19 protein-coding genes are annotated in these 21,846 nt (G+C 54.7%); all 19 read right to left on the reverse strand.

The window, feature by feature from the left end:
• Positions 1–187: 187 nt before the first annotated feature.
• Positions 188–2,971 (reverse strand): putative bifunctional diguanylate cyclase/phosphodiesterase, encoded by a 2,784-nt coding sequence (locus M5D89_RS11510; protein WP_248885939.1) that lies wholly within the window; start codon positions 2,969–2,971, stop codon positions 188–190.
• The gene (locus tag M5D89_RS11515; protein WP_248885940.1) at positions 2,965–5,241 is read right to left on the reverse strand and encodes a putative bifunctional diguanylate cyclase/phosphodiesterase; all 2,277 of its coding nucleotides are present in this window, start codon (positions 5,239–5,241) and stop codon (positions 2,965–2,967) included. The genes M5D89_RS11510 and M5D89_RS11515 overlap by 7 nt, the downstream gene beginning before the upstream one ends.
• A gap of 192 nt (positions 5,242–5,433) precedes the next feature.
• A complete protein-coding gene (locus M5D89_RS11520) occupies positions 5,434–6,207 on the reverse strand; it encodes a PilZ domain-containing protein (RefSeq protein WP_248885941.1) in 774 nt (257 codons plus the stop codon).
• A gap of 243 nt (positions 6,208–6,450) precedes the next feature.
• Positions 6,451–8,100 carry a hypothetical protein gene (locus tag M5D89_RS11525; RefSeq protein ID WP_248885942.1) on the reverse strand — a complete coding sequence of 550 codons (1,650 nt, stop codon included), beginning with the start codon at positions 8,098–8,100 and terminating at the stop codon, positions 6,451–6,453.
• Complete coding sequence (locus M5D89_RS11530; protein WP_248885943.1) at positions 8,097–9,917, reverse strand: TnsD family Tn7-like transposition protein; 1,821 nt, start codon at positions 9,915–9,917, stop codon at positions 8,097–8,099. Before M5D89_RS11530 ends, M5D89_RS11525 begins: the two co-directional genes overlap by 4 nt.
• A gap of 3 nt (positions 9,918–9,920) precedes the next feature.
• Positions 9,921–11,246: an ATP-binding protein gene (locus M5D89_RS11535; protein WP_248885944.1), complete on the reverse strand. Its 1,326-nt coding sequence runs from the start codon at positions 11,244–11,246 to the stop codon at positions 9,921–9,923.
• Between the two features lie 303 nt (positions 11,247–11,549).
• A complete protein-coding gene (locus M5D89_RS11540; protein ID WP_248885945.1) occupies positions 11,550–13,697 on the reverse strand; it encodes a Mu transposase C-terminal domain-containing protein in 2,148 nt (715 codons plus the stop codon).
• A complete protein-coding gene (locus M5D89_RS11545) occupies positions 13,694–14,536 on the reverse strand; it encodes a TnsA endonuclease N-terminal domain-containing protein (RefSeq protein WP_248885946.1) in 843 nt (280 codons plus the stop codon). Before M5D89_RS11545 ends, M5D89_RS11540 begins: the two co-directional genes overlap by 4 nt.
• A 102-nt stretch (positions 14,537–14,638) precedes the next feature.
• On the reverse strand, positions 14,639–14,848 hold the full coding sequence (locus tag M5D89_RS11550) for a hypothetical protein (RefSeq protein WP_248885947.1): 210 nt from the start codon (positions 14,846–14,848) through the stop codon (positions 14,639–14,641).
• 174 nt (positions 14,849–15,022) lie between these two features.
• The gene (locus M5D89_RS11555; RefSeq protein ID WP_248885948.1) at positions 15,023–15,529 is read right to left on the reverse strand and encodes a single-stranded DNA-binding protein; all 507 of its coding nucleotides are present in this window, start codon (positions 15,527–15,529) and stop codon (positions 15,023–15,025) included.
• A gap of 68 nt (positions 15,530–15,597) precedes the next feature.
• Positions 15,598–15,864, reverse strand: coding sequence for a TraR/DksA C4-type zinc finger protein (locus tag M5D89_RS11560; protein ID WP_248885949.1), 267 nt, complete (start codon positions 15,862–15,864; stop codon positions 15,598–15,600).
• Between the two features lie 9 nt (positions 15,865–15,873).
• The gene (locus M5D89_RS11565; RefSeq protein ID WP_248885950.1) at positions 15,874–16,041 is read right to left on the reverse strand and encodes a hypothetical protein; all 168 of its coding nucleotides are present in this window, start codon (positions 16,039–16,041) and stop codon (positions 15,874–15,876) included.
• Positions 16,042–16,119: 78 nt separating this feature from the next.
• Complete coding sequence (locus M5D89_RS11570; RefSeq protein WP_248885951.1) at positions 16,120–17,808, reverse strand: DUF4942 domain-containing protein; 1,689 nt, start codon at positions 17,806–17,808, stop codon at positions 16,120–16,122.
• Between the two features lie 54 nt (positions 17,809–17,862).
• Entirely contained in the window at positions 17,863–18,492 is a 630-nt protein-coding gene (locus M5D89_RS11575; protein ID WP_248885952.1) for a uracil-DNA glycosylase, read from the reverse strand.
• Positions 18,485–18,856: a hypothetical protein gene (locus M5D89_RS11580; protein WP_248885953.1), complete on the reverse strand. Its 372-nt coding sequence runs from the start codon at positions 18,854–18,856 to the stop codon at positions 18,485–18,487. Before M5D89_RS11580 ends, M5D89_RS11575 begins: the two co-directional genes overlap by 8 nt.
• The gene (locus M5D89_RS11585; RefSeq protein WP_248885954.1) at positions 18,853–19,038 is read right to left on the reverse strand and encodes a hypothetical protein; all 186 of its coding nucleotides are present in this window, start codon (positions 19,036–19,038) and stop codon (positions 18,853–18,855) included. Before M5D89_RS11585 ends, M5D89_RS11580 begins: the two co-directional genes overlap by 4 nt.
• A 373-nt stretch (positions 19,039–19,411) precedes the next feature.
• Complete coding sequence (locus tag M5D89_RS11590; protein ID WP_248885955.1) at positions 19,412–20,929, reverse strand: UvrD-helicase domain-containing protein; 1,518 nt, start codon at positions 20,927–20,929, stop codon at positions 19,412–19,414.
• Between the two features lie 146 nt (positions 20,930–21,075).
• Positions 21,076–21,477 carry a HEPN domain-containing protein gene (locus M5D89_RS11595; RefSeq protein WP_248885956.1) on the reverse strand — a complete coding sequence of 134 codons (402 nt, stop codon included), beginning with the start codon at positions 21,475–21,477 and terminating at the stop codon, positions 21,076–21,078.
• Complete coding sequence (locus M5D89_RS11600) at positions 21,474–21,830, reverse strand: nucleotidyltransferase domain-containing protein (protein WP_248885957.1); 357 nt, start codon at positions 21,828–21,830, stop codon at positions 21,474–21,476. The genes M5D89_RS11595 and M5D89_RS11600 overlap by 4 nt, the downstream gene beginning before the upstream one ends.
• Positions 21,831–21,846: the final 16 nt, after the last annotated feature.

A 21,846-nucleotide genomic window follows, 5' to 3' on the forward strand; every position in this document is an offset into this window, starting at 1 on the left:
GCACCTGTTTCGTTAGTTTCGAAATTTGTAAAATATTGCTGGCACTCACCAGTTGTCAAGGCCGATTCCATCTCCGTTCTACAAATCGAGTATCGTGGCCAGGTTATTGCAAAGGCTCTACATCTGAAATCTTCCTGGCATTTCCCAAATCAGACTTCCATCTTGCAATGCGGGGGAATGCATGTAATTAAAAATAATTCTTAATCCCGCTTGGGGGGAGGGGGGGGGTAGAATTACCATTTGAAAACAATTGGTTGTATTGTTTTACCCAATTTTCGGCTTGATCAGAAGGCATTGGGCGCGCAATGGCATAGCCCTGAAAACACTGACACTGGAGCTGGTGAAGCAGCGCGGCATGATCCCAGGTTTCCACCCCCTCGGCAATCACCTCCAGTCCCAGTAAGCGGGCGCTCGTGACGATCCCAGAGATGATTGCATAGTCCTTGGGATTGTGCAGGATGTCGCGTACAAAACTTTGGTCGATCTTGATGCTGTCGGCGGGGAGCTTCTGGAGATAGGTCAAAGAGGCGCTTCCTGTACCAAAATCATCCAGTGCCACCCGCACGCCCAGTTGCTGACAACTGAGCAGCACCTGTTGAGCTTTACGAAAATCCTGTAATGGGGCAGTTTCCGTCACTTCGATTTCGACCTTCTCTGGAGGAAGTTCCGGATGAGCGTCCAAAGCGGCCTGCAAATCCGAGAGAAATGCGGGGTCGAGCAAATGATGAGCACTGATATTCACGGACACTCGCAGATGGACGCCTTGTCGGTGCCATGACTGGTTTTGACGAAAGGCTGTGGCAAAGACGAACTGGCCAATCCGCCGGGCCAGGCGTGGAGAATCCAATGCACTGGCAAACGCCGCCGGGGTTAACAGTCCCTGCTGTGGATGATTCATGCGTAGCAGGGCCTCTACCCCCACCGGGCCACGCTCGGCCTCTACAATGGGTTGGTAGTGTAGGACCAATTGGCCTTGTTCTAGTGCTTCTTCGGTCATTCTGCAGATCTCCAAACTACGATCCTGAAATAGCTCCATATCCCTATGAAAGAAAACGTAGGTATCTCTGCCCGCTTCTTTGGCGGCGTAGAGAGCAAGGTCAGCATGCCGCAACAGCTCTGCGGGGCTATTCTGGTCTTTTGGGAAACAGGTCAGCCCAAGGCTTGCAGAGAGATACACGGTCATTTCCGGCATCTCCAGCGGCGCCCGTAGGACGTTCAGTATTGCCTGCGCGCGATTTTCTGCCTCTTCGACCGATTGGATCCCGGGGACCAGCAAAGCAAACTCATCGCCGCCCATACGTGCCACTACGTCGTTTTCGCGCTGCCATACCAGCAATCTTTGTGCTACTGCCTGCAACAGGGTGTCACCAAAGCCATGGCCGTAGCGATCATTGAGTTGCTTGAACCCATCCAGATCCAGAATCCCCACCAGCAGGCTGCCTGAGTATAATGTTTGATCCTGATAATGCTCCAGGCACGCCAGGAACATCCGGCGATTGGGAAGATCCGTCAATGCATCATGTGTTGCCTGATAGCGGAGTTTTTCTTGCAACTGCTGGGTCTCTGTCACGTCACGTAGAACCCACACCATACCGGTGTCTCCTCCTTGCTGGTCGTGAATCAGCTCGGCGCTACGTTCAATCCACCGCTCCTCACCTTGATGATCCAGCACCAGAGCAGGCGGTGGCATAGCCGATTGCCCTTCCGATGACTCAGATTGTCGAAGAGCGCAACTCTGACTGCATCCTTGCTTATTCTTTTTGCGATCATCCAATGCAAGGATCTGTGACAGCACTTGTCCATAGGCTTGAGGCACACGAATGCCTAACAGCCGTTCGGCAGCTGGGTTTGCACTGCTAATCCGTCCATCGGCGTCCGTCACGATGACAGCGTCACCGATGCTGCGCAAGGTCACCTCAGCCCGCTCTTTACTTTCCCACAGCGCCTGTGCCACCCCTTCGCGCTTTCGCTCAGCAGATTGCAGGAAGCGATAGCCCGCAAAACTCAGCCCCAGCAGTGCCAACAGCCCCCAGAAAGTCCCTTGAAAGATTTGCCACCAACGTGCCCAAAGCGCCGCATAGCCAATTCCGACGCCGGCAACCATCGGGAATCCAGGGACCCGCACCATGGCGCCCATACGCCACTCGCCGGCAGCCTTTGACAATCCAACAAACGTACCCGACTGCAAGTCAGGATGCGACTGCAGATAGCGGACTGCAATACCAGATTGTGGCATAGCGAAGCTAGTTGCCGTTGGCACTGGAAAACGGGCTTCCAGAAACCCGTCTGACTGCAATAAAAACAGAGAACCAGGGGTTTGGATCGGCAAGCGCTGCCAGGAAGGAAGTCGACCCTGTAGAAGAGGGATCAAGGCCAAGAAGGACGCCCGTCCTTTGGCACCCGACTGCAGGACCGGCACCATCCAGGTTCCGGAATCCCGTTTGCTTGTTTTGAGTTCCACCGGCGGGGCGACACAGAACTTCGTGCTCAGAAGACAGGCATGTAAGGCATCTCGCTGTTCTACGGATAATTGCACTTTGTCTGCAGGCGCCGTCTTTGGATGGATCAGCGCCTGCCATAATCCAGCCAAGGTCTTCCCCTCTTGTCCTGCAGCAACTATCTTCCCGTTCGCAAGAGCCATTCCGACTGCCGCCACATGCGGCTGCATCCGTAGATACTGATGGAGAAGTTTCTGGAGAGGCGATGGAGCAGTCCCTGACAGATCTTGGCTCTGCTGACGTAGCATGAGCAGGGAAACTTGCAATCCATGCAAATCCGCATGCGTGCTCGTCGCCAGTGCCGCGCTCAAGGTCAGTAGATTTGCCTCTTCGTGGCGATAGAGTTCCCGCCAAGTCTGCCATCCCCAATAACATCCGGAGGCAAATATCAGTGCGGCAAATCCCAACCAGAGACGGAATAGCCATCGTGTCCCAAATGATGGAAGGTATGCCTGCACTGGAGTGCTCAACACGTTACTTTCCTCTCCACCAACACCATCTGGAGCTCTGCCGCAGATACCGGCGGAGAAAACCAGTGCCCTTGTGCCTTGTGCACCCCAAGGTCTCTCAGCGTATTGGCCATTTCCTCATCCTCTACTCCTTCCGCCACCACTTGCAGCGACAAGTCACTCGCCACATCCATCACAGCGCGAACATGCTGACACGCCGGGGAAGGTTCTGCCATTCCACGCATCATGTCCCGATCCAGCTTGATCCCATCGCAGGCCAACCCCGTCAAATATTGCAAAGCGGCGATGCCACTGTTGTAATCCTGCAGCGTGAAATGAACGCCCAAACGGCGGGCGGCGCGAATCACGGAGGCCGTAGCCGGTATATCCCGTAGCGCGACCCGTTCAGCGACCTCCAGCCAAATATGTCTGCAGTCCACTGATGGATGCTCTGCCAAGGCTTGCTGCAAAACGCTGACAAAATCAGCATCCTCCAGCTGCACCGCAGACAGGTTGATGTGGATATCCAGGAGGTTTCCCTGGATTTGCCAAGATGCCGCTTGCGCCAGGGCAGTTTTCAGCACCCAATGCCCAACCTCCAGAATCATCCGTGACCGCTCCAACGGCGCCAAAATTTCGCCTGGGCCCAACAGCCCGCGTTCCGGGTGTCGCCAATGCAACAATGCCTCGACACCAGATATCGTATGGTCTGACAGGTTGATAATCGGCTGCCATAGCAACTCAAACTCCTTTCGCTCCTGTGCCAAGATCAACTCTTGGTACAGAGATTCTTCTTGCGGTTGCGTCTCCACGAGATCTCTTCCAAACAGTTTCCAGGTATTTCCCCCTGCATCCTTAGCGGCATACATGGCGAGATCCGCCTGACGAATCAACTCCTCGGCACTCCCATCGGAAAAAGGGTAAATAACCGCACCCATACTGGCACTGACTTGTAGCCGGGTTTGCTCATCTGCTACGGAGCACTGCGCAGCCTGCAGAAGCCGCGAGGCAATACACTCCACTTCCTCAACATTGGCAATATCTTCCAGAATGACCAAAAATTCATCGCCTGCGTAGCGAATCACGCAACCCTCTGCGCGAACAATGGCGCATAACTGACTCGCAATGGTGCAAAGCACATCATCCCCGCAGTGATGTCCTAGCTGGTCATTGATGGGCTTGAATCCGTCCAGATCAAGAAAAAACAAGGCGGCCAGTCGTTGGTGCCGATCAGAACGAGACATGGCGGCACGTAACCGCTCCTGTACGATCCGCCGATTCGGCAGGCCTGTCAGCAGATCTTGCGTGGCCAGACCTTCCATCCGATGCTCCAGACGTTCCCGGTACAGGTTCGCACCCAACAGATCGGCGAGAAGGCGTAAATGATCCCAGTTGGCTTCCGGAATCCGCTGCGGCGCAGGCTGCTGAAACCAGGAGATTACCAAAACACCTGGCATCGGTTCGTCTGCCATGCCGGGCAATGGAATCGCCAGGCTTGCCCGGAGCCCTGCTGTAACGAATTCCTGCATCGCCCACGGGCTACCTGGATAATCTGGAACATAGACTGGTTCACCGCGTGCAAGTGCCGCGCCGGATACCCCTTCCGTTTCAGGAAACTCCCACTGGCCGAGATCCTGATAACGCGCAGACAAACCATGAAAGAACCGGTAACGGAGCATTCCTTCTTCCCGTAGAATCAACCCCGCGCCGTCAGCTTTGGCAATCCCGCAGGCCAGCTGTGCGGATGTCGAAAAAAAAGATTCAAAGTCAACTAGCTGGAGCAATCCACGCAGTTGCCGCAATACCGTGTGGCGCCGCTCTCGCTCTAGACCAAAGTGTTGCACATACTGACAGGCGTCCAGCACTCGCAAGAGATTCGACCAAGAGCTCAAGCCTCTCCCTGGCAAAATTGCGTCCTCTTTTTGTGCGAGCAGCAAAGTGCGCAATGTCATGAATACTTGCGGGAGAACCTGGTCCGGAACACTGGCGGTAGCCAAGCGCTCGCCAATCAGTAGCTGCTCTTCCCAAAATGCTTGTTCATAAGTGCCAGAGAAAAGGCGTCTGAACCACTCGGCAGTATAGGGACAATCTGCAGCTCGATGCGTTGCCTCCGTACACAAGGAGGCAAAACGCTTGGTAATGGTTGTCGTTATGCGAGGAAAATGTGCAGATGCCTCTATTCCCAGTCGACGTAAACTGCGCTGGGCACGAACGGAGAGTGCCAGGTCGTCATGCAACCAACGCAGCTCCTCAGGAAGACCATTTGTCCCCATCCCTTCCTTCAGCATCGCCATCTGCCATCCTTTCCCCATCACGTTGGGTCGGCGGCCGTGCTCCATCAACGATCATCTGGAGATAGGCCTCCAACAGCAAGGTATCCAGTATCTGCTCTGGCGGCATCCGCCAGCGTTTTGCCAGCTCATTCAGGCAATGCCGACGCCAGCGGGCATCTCGTCCCAAATCAAGTGGAAAAATCTTCCGCATAGTTAGAAGGTTTTGCCAGAAAAGCGATCCCGAGCAGAGTTCACCACTTTTTTGATCTGTTCGGCCTTTTTGCATAGGTACAGGTGTTCTGCCTTCCGCTGCTGAGCCTCAGTCAGCTGAAAGTAAATACCATACAAATACGGGTAGATCGGGTGGGTGATGCGCTCCCGGCGTGCTATGGTAGCAACCGTTTCACAGATCCCACACTCCGGAATCTCGAACTCCACCAATACCATCTCTCCAGGCTCCAGGATGTCCTGATCCAGGAACATCGAAGCCCCCCCAGGGCTGAAGTCGTGCAGCTTGCCATAGAGCGTCCTGCCATTCTTGGCTCGCATCAGGATGTTCCCTTCGATCGGCACCCGCCGCTGCTTACGAGCGTTTCTGGCAAGCACACGGGTGGGCAGTTCAAAATGGTGCAGACCTTCACCAGAATACTTCCAGTCTGCGAAGAACCCCAAAATCCGTGGCCGTGCCAGCAGAAAGATGAGCGGCTTCCGTAGCTGCGTCTCTTCACCAAGGGAGGGACCCGCCGGTTCTAGTAGAAACTCGCGCCCTTCCCAGCGCAGAAAATGACATAGGGTACCATTGTCTCCCGAATCCGGGGTGTAAAAAATGGCACTTTGCCCTTCTGCTACCCCCAGGTCTTCCGGGTTCGGCAATAAGAACTCGTGGGACCCTGATAAGAATGCGAGCGGCAGGAACTCGACCAAGGGTAAGTTTCCCCGGCTAGGAAGCAGTAAAGCCAACTCCGTATCGTCTTCACTGAGAGGCAAAGCAAACCCCTTCTGGTCTATTATAAATGTTACCGTGTAGCACTATTGGAACGAGCAAGCTACTCCGTCCTTCCTGAAGTTGCAACTACCCTGACCCGTCGCAGGAATTGGGGAACAGCTGTTCCTTGCGCTCAACGGCTCCGCCCAACGCAACAGCGCCTGCTGAGGCATCTTGCAAAACTGAGGGCGCTGATACATGGCGCCATATTGTGGGCCACTGACGGCAGTAAAGCCCGTTGTTTATTACCATAGCAGGGCCTTTAGCCTCTTTGCCCATCTTTTCACATAGTTCTCATCATTCCCCTTTTTCGTCATCCGGGCGAGCTTGGGCAATCGTGTAACTGTCGCGTAGCTAGACAATTCCCATTCTGTTTTCTCATCCCACCGGCCCGAAAGGTCTACCATATTGTCCAGTAACTGCTTTACCTGCCGCTCCATATCGGCAAGGCTACATTGCCGATTGTAGCGCAGCAGCAACCCCGATAATGCACCCGGAAGATTGTTGTGATCGACATCAAGAACTACTCTGGGGAGCTGGGTCGGAGCTGTGAACACCGCCACCAGGCAAGCGCGTGGGCCATGGCGCGAAATGGCTCCATGACCAGCCTTTAAGGCCACCAGAGAAACCGACAAGGTCACATCGGATTGCAGCATCTCAACTTGCTGCAGCACCTTGACCAGGAGCCCAAGATCGCCGACAGCATCCCTATTCAGAGGCTCCAGCACGGACACTTCAACGGGGGGTAGACCTCCGGCGACAGCTGTTTCCCCCATGCTAACTGGTTTGGTAACAGTCACCGGTGACAAACGAGGGTCAACCGGAAGGCCTGTAGCGATTCTTTTTTTTCGCAATCCACCCTCCTGTTGTTCAGAGGAACTTGGCCTCCTTGATCGCGAGTGTGGAGGAGACAGCACCTTCTTCACCCATGCAAGTGTCTCAAATTCTCCTCGTTTGCCACCCAGAAGAATCAGCGCTTGATTGACATCCTGTTTACTCTCCGATTGGTCATCAACCAGTTCCTCGCAAACCTGTCTGGGGCGGCTGTCGTCCAGGTTGTCTTCTTCCGATTGCTTGCTATCCTCTTCCTCCTTGGTATCTTCTCCCCGCTCTCTTTCCGAAGGGTGCGTCCAGTTGATGATTGATGCCGGCAAGCTACGGCCTGATAAGGCTAGGATTTCGAGGACCAGCCAGACCTTATTGAGAACGACACCACGAAAGGTCACACGACAATTTTTCAGAGGTGGTGGCTCAAACATTAAGCTTCGCTCCCCTTGGCTGAGTCGTAGGACACTGTCCCATGCCCTCCTTCCATCGGGGTGAACCGCCAACCACGCAAACTCTTTGACAAATTCAGGACGAGTCAATGCACGCGGCATACCCGCCTGAAACTCGATCAGGATTTCTCGATAAGAACCGGGGGTTGGGGTGATGGCCAGATCCATCAGGCCCATGGGCTGTAAAATGGTATTTGCCATCACCTTACCGTGGAGAAACAAAAATCGGATCAACTCCATCTCGGGGATCAGAATTGCCCAATCTCTGGATTGGTAGCGAAGGATGCGGTGGCTGCCGCCAGTATGTCCTCCCAAATCGTAATGCCGACGCGTCACTGCATCGTGGATTGTGACGACCTCCGGCGCGGAAAGGTCAGAAATCGTCGCTCTACCCTGTTTTCCACCCCGACGAGTGGTCAGGGCCTCACCCCCGGATACGACGAATCCCGGCATCAGAAAGGGCAACATGCCAAACGGAAGACGTCGGAATACGGTCTCCCCGTTATCGCGAAGAAACAATGCATTAACCCACATCCTATTGTCGGAGCCTTTCGCTATTGAATTGAGCCAACGCAGCGTGAGTTCGCTCCGATCATTGGCAAATGCTCTGACTTTCATCTCTCCCCTCGGTTCTGGGCAGCGAAGAGAGCTGTCTCCACTACCTTTGCACACTGTTCCGGCAGGCCGGCCAATCGGCGTAGCCGCCAGGCTTGGACAGGCAATCCCTGCCGGCACAATTCTGCATCGGCCCAAGCAATGCGCCGACATTGGAACGCAACCTCATTTTCCGTCACCTCGTCCAGGATTGACGCGCACAGCGGCAATTTGTGTAGCCGCTTCCCCAGCCAACCTCGTCGATCCAGAGCGCGCTCCAATGCGGCACGGGTAACCCGAACCGGAGGGAGATGAGCCAACAATTTATCTGCTTCGCCTCGCAAAAACTCTGCAGTTTGGGCGTCTACATGTGCCCAGTTGATGCGCGCTCTGTTGTTTCTCAAGGACCTGGGCAAAGGTGGCTGGGACCCCAGCCACTCCCGGTCATAGCGGTAGAGCCACATATACACTGCAGGCATCCGCTTACGCAGTTCCTTTCGGGTAAGGCTCCGCTCTGCACAATACGCTCGATTCCATCGTTCACGCATGGTCATGCGGTCGGGAGGCGGCAATGTGACTTGCTTTGGCAAGACCTTCCAAGGGGTCGTCAACTCCAGTCGAGCGACGTAACGCAACACTGTCCTGGTGTCGACATGCAAGGCCTTGGCAGTACCGCGCAAACTGGTCCCGGAAATAACTAGTTCGCGCAGTCGGCTCTCGAACAGAGGGCCAAAGTTCAGGATTCTGGGACGACTATCGGGATGTGCCGCTCTGCTGAACGCGTAGCCACAGGTGCAACGGAACACTCCAATGATTTTCCTTTTTTCCGCATGGAGTTGGCATTCGGCGATCATTAGGTGCCCGTAATGCTCGGCGAGCGGATTGCAACAGGGCCAAGGTCCGTCGCCGAATGGGCGAAGCTCCGGCACCAAGGGCCGAGAATCGATCAGCAGACGAATCAGAATATGGCGTAGTGGGGCAAAAGCGTGACGGTGTTTGCGTGTGATGGCTTCCAGCCACCCGTCGGGTATGGCTTCCGGTAAGACATCGATGACCGCCCCAAAGCGGGCATAGTAGGAATGCAGCAGAGCGGATTGATCGATATGGGAGTTACCGCGACCGAACCCCCGCGCCCGCAACGCGGTCCGGTATTCCCGACCCCAGCTGTGCAGTGGAAGCGGATTTGGTGGTGCGATCAAAAGAGCGACGCTGGCCTTGGCGATCTCGAGTAGCCGTGCAGCAACGTTTGCGCGATCTGACCAAGTTGGCAGATTTGGATTGGCTGGGCAATTGTTCTCATCGGCAGCGATGAATTCATGTTGACCAGTATGCGAGAGAATCACCCGGCTATCGACGAGTGGCACGGCATGAGTTGGGCAAACCAGTACGCCAGGAAGTTGATGGTCGCGCCGCCAGTAGAGTTCGCCGTACTTCTCCAGCATCTCCGTGCGGTAAGCCGGACAATACCGCAGCGTGGTAGTAAGGTTCACGGAACTAGCGACAAGCCCCAATCTGATATACAGGGTATCGGCATCCCCGTTTTCACCCATCAGAACACTTAGCGCCCAGTCACGGACATCAGGCGTCGAAAAAGCTGTGAGATAGGGCAGCAAGGTGGTTTTGTGCGCCAACCGTTTTGAAGTCAATTGGCGCCGAGCCGGTAATCGATCAGCGAGACAGTTCAATTCCGTCTGCAGAAACACTCCTGCACGAACACTCCGGTGCCCAAAAAACTCCTCCAGAGCAAGCTTCGGGCTTTGCCATCCGCTGTGGCGGCATGTTCGTGCCAATAGGCTATATAGCAGCTCCTCCGGATGCAGCGCGGGCAGGTACGTCAACATAGATCAGCATGGACCGAATTGTGGGCGGCGGATCAGCCCGGCAGCTATCAGCGATTCTTCGGCATTTCGCCCAACCTCCTGGCCCTTTCGCACCATGTCCGAGATCCTGGATACTGCTAAAGGTTTGCGTGGTACTTGCTTTCCTGATGGGCGTTTACCCTTCCTTGGCACCGCATTCCCCGGATCTTGTAACAAAACAGAGACGAAGCCGATAAGTTCCAGCATCGAAGCATCAGGGTGCAGGGCTCGAACCTTGGCGGCCATCGGTGTGGCAAGGTCTGTTGCCAACCCGGCCTGCACCAAAACACCGATCAGCGGGTCGACATCGCCCGATTCCCCGCCCTTTCCAGAATCCAAGCCCGGCATGGATAGCGAAATGGTCTCCATTTGCGGCATAACATTCTGGAAAACCTGTGAAACGTGGCTATCCAAGGGTCGCAAATCGTCATACTTGCTAATCTCCCGCTGATTATTGGTCTTGAGCGCTCTCATCATTGGTTCGATGATCTTGAGGTGCCTCGCAGATGTCTCGCGGAACAGTCGCGCATCCATCACCTCGGGTGTGTTGCGGAAAGCGCTCTGCTCCATCACCTGAAGTTGCGCCAACATAAACAGCTTGATCAGTACGTCAATGACCCCCTGACTTTCCTCGTATAAAACATAGCGGATCTCGTCTGTAAGCGGCGTTTCTTGCCGCGTCCATTGGTATTTCCACAAGACGTCGACGAAGTGGTCCCATGCTGACTCTGGCCGCAGGCGCTCCCAGACCGCGCACCCGAGGCCATTGGCGCGACGGGCTTGCCGAAAGTCATCCTGGAAGAGGGACAGGGCCCCCATCGTCCCAATCATAATTACCGGAATACCGATGGTATTGATGAGGGTCACCAAGAAGTTCAGTAAAGCATCCCGCCCCACTCCCTTGGCCAAGGTCAGATGTTGTATCTCGTCAATGATGAGCACGCCAAGTGCATGGCGATTTGCGAGTTGCGCCATCTGGGCCATCATCAAGTCCACTGGATTGCGCGTTTTGCCAAACTGGGCAAACGTTCGTGTGCCCAGGGCCAAATCAAGCTCCTGGAAAAAATGCATGCAGAGCTGCTTCGGTGAGCCCTGGTGAGGACAGTCGAGCTTGAGCCAAACCACCTGCTGAAGGCTAAAGGGTTCGTCATGCGTAACAACCTGCGGGTAGTAGCTCAAAATCCGATTGATCGCAGTGCTTTTACCCGCCCCTGAGGCTCCAATGAGCGCAAACCCTTCCGCAGTTCCTCCAACATAATGACGTCCCGCACTGAGATCGCGGGCGAGGATGCGCTCATGGCCATCTTGCAAGCGCCAGATGTAATCTGACTGCAAGGGATTGCGGCTGACATAACCTTGGCGCAACAGGGTGGAAAAAGCTGATTCCAGCCGCAGGTGGTGTTCCAGGGGCTCGAAGAAGCGGCGGAGCCGATACAGGCAATTCATTCGGAGTTGGATTGGGTAGGTCCGCTCCTCAAGGTTAAACTCCGGCGGGTCAGACAGAAACTGCCAAGCATTTCGCTGTGAGAGCTGCGGCGGTAAGCGATTGATGAAGGGGTTGTCCCGAAACTCCGGCAGAAGAGGGGGGGCGGTCGGGGATGAAGCCATGATGATTTACTCCTCTTCCTGCTCGGCTTCGCGAAATTTCTGCAGCATCTCCGTGATATCCGGCAGGCTGTAGTCCTTTGTGGGTGGAGCGCCAGGGAAAGAAACAACCTCGGCAGGGACGTCCGTCTTCATACTTGTCGTGCGCGTTGCGTCCTTATGACGTAAGGCAGCCAGTTCCGCGCGACGGTTACCACGGATGTCCTTGGTTCTTTGGCGATCAGACCGATCAGAAACCAGGGGAAGCCGTGCTTTGGCATCGGCAACGACCCGTTGAATTTGATCGACCAGATTGATACGTCCAGTTGTTTCGCTACGCTGGTGGCTATGAGCAACCTCCTTCGATGCCTGCCGTAATTGGTCGATCTCCCATAGAGTCTTGCATGCATGCTCGCGGCTTTGCTCCATAAGGGTACAAGCGATGAACTGCGGTTGCCCAGACTTCCCCTGCAACCATATAGCATCCATACAACGCGGATCATAAGAAACACGGACCCGCCAATTTCGAATTTGGCGCGCACGTTCAAACCAATGCTCTTGCATGGCAAACGAACAGGAGTAATACAGCCCGAATAAACGGATACCTCTGGCGGTTACCATCGCGTCCGCATGTGGTAACAGGCTAAGGCGCACGATCTCATCCGGGTAGCGACGAAGCCGACCGCTACGGTGCGAAATCCCCCAATTCCATAGCTCGATCGGAACAGCTGGAATTGCATCATGAATTATCTCTGGAGCAAGCGGGTACTCCTTGACCCGATGCTGGGTATTATAGTACTTTACACAATAAATCAGGATCTTGGTAAACTGATCAATATTTAGTTTCGCGTCCAAGCGGTAGTCGTTACCCCCACGCTCCCGATAGTCTGTCTGAATATACCCAGGCGTATAGGCCTTGAATCTCGCAGGCAGCAGGCGAAACTGTTGTTCTACAACCCCCTTCCAGTCGGCACGGTATGGAGCTGAATTCTCTATTCGGACGGCGAAAGTCTGAATCAGCGTTTCGATCATCTCGCCAACCATTTCTCCGCGGTCGCCCAGAATTGCCTCCGGCATGCCTTGGCACGGCCAGTCCGCAGTGTCGATAGCAACACCAAATTGGGCGCAGTAGTCCGTTTTATCGAGCACGGCGTTGCCTAACGCCTGCATGGCGCCGACCCAGCTCGGCCCCTCGAATCCCACGTGTAACCCGGCGATCATTCGACTGAATACGTCTATGACCACATACACCACGGGTCGACCGACGATTTTGTCGGGAAAATAGCGGGAGACGAGATAAATATCCGCAATCGTCGCGTCGATGAGGTAACGCGAGCCCGGGCCAACAGCCTCCCCCGTTGCCGTGCTGGTCAGAGCGCGCATGTCCTTGTCATAGACGCGTGAAGATGCCCGACGACGTTTGAGCGCAAAAATGTCGTTATCTTTCTGATACCAGTAACGAAACTGCCACCAGCTTGGCGCGCCCGAGCGCAAAACCCATTCCTGCTGGCCGGTGCCGGGGTCTACCACCGAATCCGAAAAAGAGGCACGCAGCATCGCGTGGTAACACTCCGTAAGCTCAAAAACCGGATGCATGGCATAAAATCGGATGACGGCCGCCTTGAAAATCGCGCGCGTTTCCGGCGTGACATTGACGGAGTTCCCGTCGTTCTTCGGTGGTCGTCCACGACGCTTGCCAGTGGCAGCGCGTTCCCGGCCACGTGCGCCGGAATTGGCGTAATCGGGCAGCAGAGCGTTCGGTGTCATGCCGCGCTGCCAGTAACGACGCAACAACCGCAACAGGCTGTGATGACTTTCCCCATGAGTGGAAGAAAATTCAGCAAGGATTTTGCCGCGCTTGCGGAGATCAAAGATCTCCGGCTGTCGCTGCAGAACCGGAGCGATCCGAGCAAAGTTTTGGTCGCGCTTAGCCCGTTGTGCAGCAGAGAGCCGGCCTTCATTCTTGTTGATGAGCAAGGGATCTTCTTTGCCTAGTTGGACAGCACCCTCATCCAGCAGGCGAATCACATCGGCGTGACGTCGGTACAGCGGGTTGGAGTGCTCAGCATGAATGTCTATGCAAACATAGCCCGGGTCGCCCGCGTCGATCCACAATACCCGCTCGGTGTGCCCGTCCTCGGAGAATTCCAACAGTTGGTTGAGGGCAAGAAAGCTCATGCCCGGTTCTCCTGGCGTCCGCCAGGCAGCGTGCGGAAGGACGCCATGGTGATCAGCGGGTCGCTCAGCACCACTGACTCCATATCGCAAAGAACCGACTTGGTCGCCAGAAGGTGTCGGAACAGCATCAAACCCTCTTCGCTGCCCAGACCCAAGCGGACTTCCATGTCCCCACAAAATTGTCGCAGCGACAACCAGGGGGAGGCGCTGACTTGTGCCCGCATTCGGCGTCCAGCGTCTTGGTAGAAGCCCGGGTGCGGTTCGACAAGGCCCTCCAGGCGGTAGAAATTGTGAACCCACTCAATATTACGGATCAGTTGGGTCGGAAGAACGGCCGGGGTGACGATGCTCCACTCAATTTCCTTTCTTTCCCAGTAGTGCCTTTCTATTTCCAACTTTTCCAGTGTTCTGGGCTGGTCGAGATCCTTGGCGGATTTTACGGCATAGGCCGTTTGCACCAATTTGCCGCCGGCGCAGGCATCGACCACAAAGTCCGTGGTCATAACCATCGGTGTCACCATACCCGGGAAGCGGGGGTGCGGAATATTGCAGGCTTCGGCAATCTGGGAGGTCGCGGATCGGTCCAAGGGGAACTGTTCCCGAATATCAGCGACCGAATCTTCCCAATCCAAGCAGTAGAAGAGGCTTCGTTCAATGTCAGAGAGCAAATGGTGTATGCGCCCGGTATGAATCCCTCGGAGGCGGGTACTCCGCCCCGTTGACGGCACGTCCTGAATCGCCAACCAGGGTTTGTAGTCCGCGCCGACACCTCTGCCCCGTCCCTCTTGCTCAAACAGGGCAATCCGCTGTTCGTCGATAGTGTAACGGCGTCGGGCCACAGTGCCCTCCCCGGATCGAGACTACCGAAAGTTCACGCTACTCCTCACCATCGGAAATGGCAACAGCTGTGAGCAAACTTTATTGCCCATGTCCAAACTTTATTACCCATGATCAAACTTTATTGCCTGCGAACACAATCCGCTGCCTTCCACGAAAGACAGTGGATTGCGCCCTCTGGTATCCGCATCGGCCCGATAATCCGTCTTGTGCTTCTCCTTGCGGCTATACACCTTTCGGTCCCGCTCCACCTTGGTCGGCAGAACCCCCATCCGCACCTTGAGGCGCGGGAGTTTTCCTCGCAGCTTTTCCATTGTTCACCTCCGTAACCAATTGTCTCAGCCGTTCCATGGCGGATTTGCTATAGGCCAAGTTTACCACAGGCATACCCCACAGATCCTCCTCACCCACAGCACGGATTTTCTCGTCAACCAGAAAAAAGCCACCACATCAAAAAGATATGGTGGCGCGTGCTTGGTGGTGGTGGACTAGAACTTCACGCGAGGGCGAGATGGTACATCAAAAGGCACCACGAACGGGATCTCGTCGTCGAAATCCATGGGAGCGGCATGACCACCACCGCCACCGGAACGGGCAGGCGCGGCAGATGGAGCAGAACCAGCCGATGCGCCCGCACCATCATGCTCACCGCCAGTTCCACCACTGCGTCCGCCAACCAGCTGCAAACGATCGCCGATGATCTCGGTCGTGTAGCGATCCTGGCCTTCCTTATCGGTCCACTTGCGCGTCTGCAGCTTCCCTTCGATGTAGGCCATACTTCCCTTTTTCAGGTACTCGCCAGCAACCTCGGCGATGCGCCCGAAGAGCGCGACTCGATGCCACTCGGTATTTTCTACCTTGTTTCCATCTTTATCCTTGTAGGTTTCCGACGTTGCAATTGCCAGATTGGCAACTGCCTTACCGTCGGGCATATACCGCATCTCGGGGTCCCGCCCCAAGTGGCCCAAAATGATTACACGATTTACACCTGCCATGACTGCATTCTCCTAAAAATGAAACACCAAGACGGTATAGCGCCGACCCATGGCGACAAGAAAAAAGGCTATTCCGTCAGGTATCGGCGGATATCCGAGCCAGGAACATTGCGCCCTGCCTTTTCCCGACGCCCAGCGCACTCCACACAACGAACCGCATGGACAGCTTCTACGCGCGCGGGAGGGATCGTGTCTCCACAATCCAGGCAGTACCGGCCATGCTCATCTTCATCTGGTTCTTCCACATCCACAGCAATACGCAACCGTGCGATTGCCGCTTCCCGTTCCGCTTCCTCAAAATGGGAAGCGATGTCTCCCTCATCCCCCTGTAACAAAGGTGCCTCCTAGTATCGAATGACAAACTTCACCAAAAACAAATCACGCCCTTGCTGCGCCAGGCGCTTGCAGATTTTTGCTGCACGGGTCTTCGGGCGAAGTTTCATCCCCAAAGACTTTGAATACAGACTACCACCAGCAAACTCCCGAATCTCGTATAGCGTCTTGCTTTTCATCAGCGTTCCTCCAAACAATCGTGATGCTTCGCCTATCCTAAGCGCAGATTGTCTCGTCAAGACGGAATATTCCACCAGCTACGCAACATGCTCCAATAAAAGACTGGATTGCGCACCTTCAGCATGATCAATAGAGGCATTCCAATCCATGTGGTAGCCAAGCTCTTTTTGCGTGCTTTCCAGTGCTTCGGAAATTTTTTCTTCTTTGCTTTCCTTGCCCTCCCATCGAGCAAGAGATACCCGCTTCATGGCCTTGTCGGAGATCTTCTCCGCATCCGCATACTGTGCCCAGAAGCCTTCGTTCTCGCCCCCCGGAATCCAGGACCGGGCACGGCCAACCAACAGATTCAGCCGGTCAATGAGGTCAGGGCGCGTTGGGAAGAAATGGATCGTACCGATTCCTGGGTAAAACCGTACATCCATGTACGAACAGGAAACTCTCTCTCCGTCGCGCAGGTTTTGAAAGCTGCTCGTCCCCTCTTCGAATACCGATTCCAGAGAAATTTCCGGTTCCGTTTTTCCGTCGAGAATAGCAAAGGCACGATCCAGATCTTTCAGACTCTGCATTTCGCTCCAACCAAGGCCACGCCTCCACCCCTCCAGAGAGAATCCACCAAGGATGAAACGCTTGTTGCGAATCCGCATGCCTACCCGGTGCTTGGCGTTGGACTTCCAGGGGCGATAAAAGGCGACGTTCTCCGTTCCCTGTCGCGTGATCCGGTCGAACAGGTCCAGGCAGATGTCCAGGTGGATATCGCCTTGCGACTCGGCCAATCCCTGCAGGAATCCATAGATGTTAGGCAAACTGAACTCCAGCTTCGAGATATGGGAAAACTCCGCACGGATTCGATCGACCGCCTTGCGCGTCAGATACTTCTCTGTCTCTGTTGCCATAAGAACCGCCGTCCAAGCCCGCTCTTTCAGGCCTTCGTACGTTTCTGCAAGGTGCTTCTGCATTGATGTCTTGCCAGAAAATCCAGTCTGCACGCGAATATTGGGGCTTTCCTTTTTCTCCGCGTTGCTCACCAGATCGGCAAGCTTGAGTCCCAGCATCCCGCGGAAGTAATCCGCCCGCATCCGTGGGCCCACTGTAGCCAATTCAGCCTGCCAAGCCTCCTGGAAGGCGATCACCAGGTTTTTGATAGTTTCTCCGCGCAGGGCGATTTTCCCGCCAATCTCAAAGTCCACGGCCTCCGGCCCCGCATCTTTTTTGAGTCCATCCAGAAAATCGGTGCTGAAGCAGCCAGCCTCTGGCGTTTTCTTGAGCCAAACAAGGGCCACTTCCACATCGGTTTTGCGCTGTGTATCTGGGTCCAGAAAGGCCGATTTCTCGTATCGCACAGACCCGTTCTTCTCGACCAGCTTCACCAGCCGTTCGCGTTTCTCGCTGAACGGGTTGCGGATCGTCTCAGCATTGAGAATGGCGACGATCTCGCCAGACAGCAGCCCGTCCCATGCATACAGAACGTGCTCCGCTCCATTCCGGAATGGGGGATTCATAATAATGTGCGAATACATACTGAGCCCGCCCATTTCCAGAAAATCCACACCAACCACGGTCCCCTTCTCTCGCAAAGCGGCATGTCGTCTCAAATCGATTTCTGCAGCATGGATACGATCATTCCGCAAGTCGTAGGGCTTCGCATCCAGCAGGTCGCCGTTGCCCGCCGACGGCTCAAGAACCAGAAGGAAATCCCGGTCTTGGAACAAGGACCATGCAGTACGGGCAAGATTTTCTGGTGTTGGGTAAAATTGCAGATTTTCCATCGTTTCCCCGCCATCAATTCTGAGTCAGATTCACCCTTGGCGCGGATTGTCTCGTCAGCCGGGGATCGTTGGTTTTGCCCGCAGGAAACTCGCGGCTTTCCGTACCACTTCCTCTCCGATTGCGCTCCATTTGCGGCCATCTGGAGCATTGCGGTTCCACGCCAGTGGGCTTGTGTGGGGCATGGCGTAGAGCCGTGCCCCACGAGGCCAAGCCGCCCGCAAATCTTCCCGGTACAGGCATGCGGCTTTTTGGGGGTCGTGGCCATTGGCATCCAGTGTCCCAATGTTGCTCTCCAGTTTCGCAATTCCCGTCAGGGCAGCAATGGCTGTAGCCCCGACGGTCAGCACCACTTCTGGCCTTGCATTGGCAATCGTCCCTGCCAGATAGGGCAGGCAATTCGCGATTTCCTGATTCGTCGGCTTCCGATTCCCCTCTGGCCGACAGCGCACGATATTGGCGCACCCATAGTCATAGCCGCGTCGCAAGCCGTATTCTTCCAGCAGGCGATGTAGGGTCCGCCCTGCCCTGCCTACAAAGCCCTTGCCCTGAGCGTCCTCATCGGCCCCTGGCGCCTCGCCAATGACCAGCAGGCGACAGGAACGACCAAAATCTGGCAGGTCCGGCATGACCACTTGGGTGCGAGAAGCACAAAGGGACGGGCAACGAGTGCAGTCGCTAATCATGATGATCTTCCCGCAATGGATGATCGATAAAAAATATGATCCGGTCCAATTCACCCCAGGTTGGGTGCCGCTCCTGGCCGCAGATTGCAACCCAAGAGCACCGTACCGCATCGAACCTGGATGCTTCACTGCGCAAGATGTGCATGGCCGCATCGCTTACCGGCTGATCGCTCCAAACCACCCGCACCAACCAAAGGATTGCGGTAATGCAGAGCAGGGCAACACCAAGGCCCAAAATGACCGCGCTCCAAGGATGCAGAAAATCTCTCTGGTACCCGGTAATGACACCCATACATCCAAGGGTAAAGGTGTAAATCTCAATCCACGGGAACGGCGCGTGTGGGCCGGGAAAGGTGTATCTCATGAAAGAAGCTCCAACAGAGTGCGATGATCCTCTACCGCAATCCACAGCGCGGCTATAGTGAGCCAAAAGCTCTCGGCAAACATGGCAGCATCATTATCCATAAGGCCCTGCATACCTTCGCCCAAGGCCAGAGAAAGGCCAGTCATGGTGCAGAGCAGGCGGAGCAGGACCATCGTAGCCATCTCACAAATCTTTCACAGATGGCCACTTCCGCCGTATTTTCCCTTCTCGGTCACCACCGCACCGCTTGCAGAGGCCTGTTTCCTTGGCGCAGTCTCGGCACAAGATATCAGTGGCCGTGCTGCTGTAGACCTGCTCCTTTCCACAGCACATGCACGGCTCTGTGGTGATAGCTTGCCCACCAATGCAACTGCCGTAGTAGCAGATTTGGCATAGGCCAGACTGTACCCGATTCTGATGCTCTGGGTCCGTGCGCAGCTTGTCGGCAAAGTCGATAGCCCGCTGCATACGGTCTTTCGATGCGCGGGTCCAGGATTCCATATTGGCTGCGCTCATGATCCTGCGTTTACGCTCCATCACAATTCTCCACAGCATTCAAACCCTCAACCCTGCATAATCCGTCGGCTGCCTAAGCGTATGGATTGCACGAGTCTTGGCGACATATAGCAATCGCTTTTCCTCATCACTCTCAAGCCTTTTCTTGTTGAAAAGGCCATCAGAAAGACAGACGGAATCGAACTCCATCCCCTTGCTTTTGTGAGCCGTAATGACAATACGATCACAGGACTTCCATGCATCCTTGTCGCCATCCAGATCCACAGAGGAATCCATGACGGACTGCAGCCCGTCAACGCCATAGTCGTCGACCAGCTTCAACAACATCTTGATATCGTTTCCTTCACTTGACCCCGCGTGTTCTCGTAACTCATCCTCTGACTTGAAAAGCGCGAATTGCCCTGATGGCTCACCATCCACCAGTTTCTGATAATCTCGGAGGAAAGCGCGGATTCCGGCTTTCCCACTAACACCAACCCGCTGCTTGTCAGACAATCCACTCATGGCTCGGTCGATGGCCTCGGCATTGGTGCGCACAATGGTGGCACGCGAAGCCTCAGTAGATTTGCCAGTGAACACTTTTGATGTTCTGTCCGGGCGTCCCTCCAGAAAGTATTTTGCCCCCAAGCTCTGCAACACCTGGTTTGCGTCGTCGGCCACCGCCTGCCCAAAGCGGAAGCTCATGGTCAAAGGCGTCTCCGGTAGATCGAGAGACTGCATGGCGTTCTTCGCCCCGCGCCACTCGTAGATCTGCTGGAATGCATCACCCACATAAAAAACCGGGATCTTCTGTGCCGTCGTCAATAGCAACATCAGTCCGTCAGCATCTTGCGCCTCATCAAACAGGATGTAGTCGTAGCGAAAGCCAGCAGCGTTAAGTTTTGGGGACGAAAGCACGAATTCCCGAAGATAGAGGTCATGCGTCACGGGGAAATCACTTTTAGGATTGAGCATTTCCCCCAATGCCCGCTTGGCAAGTTCTATAGCCTGATCGCGAATCTTGTAGCAGGTTTTGCAGTTTTGCTCGTTCTCTGCCAGCTTCTGGTTGATCTCGGTTTTGAGGCTCTGGTTCTCACCACAAGAGGCAAAGATTGCCTCCAATTCCCGACGCTCAGCGAAAATGGCCTTGCAGGCATCATTCCATGCCACGTGTTCCTTCGTAATCTGTGCATCCGAGGTGCGCAGAAACCTGGAGAGAGTGCCTAATGCCACTTCCCCTATGGCGTAGCTGTAATCTCCGGTGACCCCGAATCTGGAGCGAAGGTAGGAAGCATTCAGGCGCTTGTTCAGTCGGGCGCCGTATTTGCGTCCAAACCCCGCAAAAGCCAGCGAGTGAAACGTCCGTGCCTGGCATGCAGAACCCTCGAACTTCCTTTGTGCCTCTGTGGCGATTGCCTTGTTGAAAGACAGGTAAAGCCCCCGCTTTTGCCCGAGTTCCTGCGCAATCGCGGCGAGAGTGGTGGTTTTGCCGGTCCCGGCCAGGGCAGAGACCTTGAAGCTCTGCATTTTCTTGGCCATGGCAACCGCCTTGCGCTGTTCTTGAGTAAGGGCAAACATTTCATCTCCGCTTCGTTGTCCTGCAGACGTAGTGCAGGCTGCCTACCAGTTACGGTATAGCAACTAGCCATGGCGGCCCGCTCAACTACTGCGCGGATTGTCTCGTCAGAGATGAGGTGGAGACCCCTTGTGATACTAGACGATCATCATTCAATTTCAATATTTTTGATGATCTTCCTCTTGATCTCAGAGATAAACCGGCCTGCACTTGCAATGTGCTCATGCGCGCCTACTTTGTCCAAAGAGTCATAGCTGTAGTCGGCAACCAATCTTGCACTTTCAGCCCTGGTCAGGATTTTACTCATTTCAACGCCAACTTTCCCAGTCTTTACAAAGTGCCTGGAAAACTCAGAGATCAAACCACTATGAGACCTAATATTTTCCGCTCCCTGCACTCTCTGATGAATCAAAGCAGCTTTTGCAGCGTCTAGCATTGCATAGTACGCACGATTTACCGAACCATTATAGTCTTCGGCATTATACAGAGTTATAGCAGACTTGAATGCTACATCAGCTTTGGACATAAGCTCATTAGATAAACTTTTCATAATTGGATACCCTCTCTTTTAATGTTATCCAAAAGTTCTTGATTTGTATATTTGTCTGGATGATCCCAATACTCTACTGGAACCAAAACCGTTGTAATTACGTAACCAGTTTCTAACAAGACTTCTGCAGAAAGATCTGCGAGACGCATACTCAACGCATACACTTGGCTCTGCGGAATGTTGGAAACCAAAGCAACATCAACGTCGCTATCGCTCCGTGCGTCACCACGAGCACGACTGCCAAAAAGAATGGCCTTTTCAAAAGATACCACACCCATCGCTCCATCGATAAATCTTTGGAGCGATTGCAAAAGATCCGGTGGAATATCCTGCCTTGATTTTTTCAGTTCCATAACCAAGCCTGTGACA

The organism is Acidithiobacillus acidisediminis (genome assembly GCF_023277115.1).
In the GTDB taxonomy this organism is placed as follows: domain Bacteria; phylum Pseudomonadota; class Gammaproteobacteria; order Acidithiobacillales; family Acidithiobacillaceae; genus Igneacidithiobacillus; species Igneacidithiobacillus acidisediminis.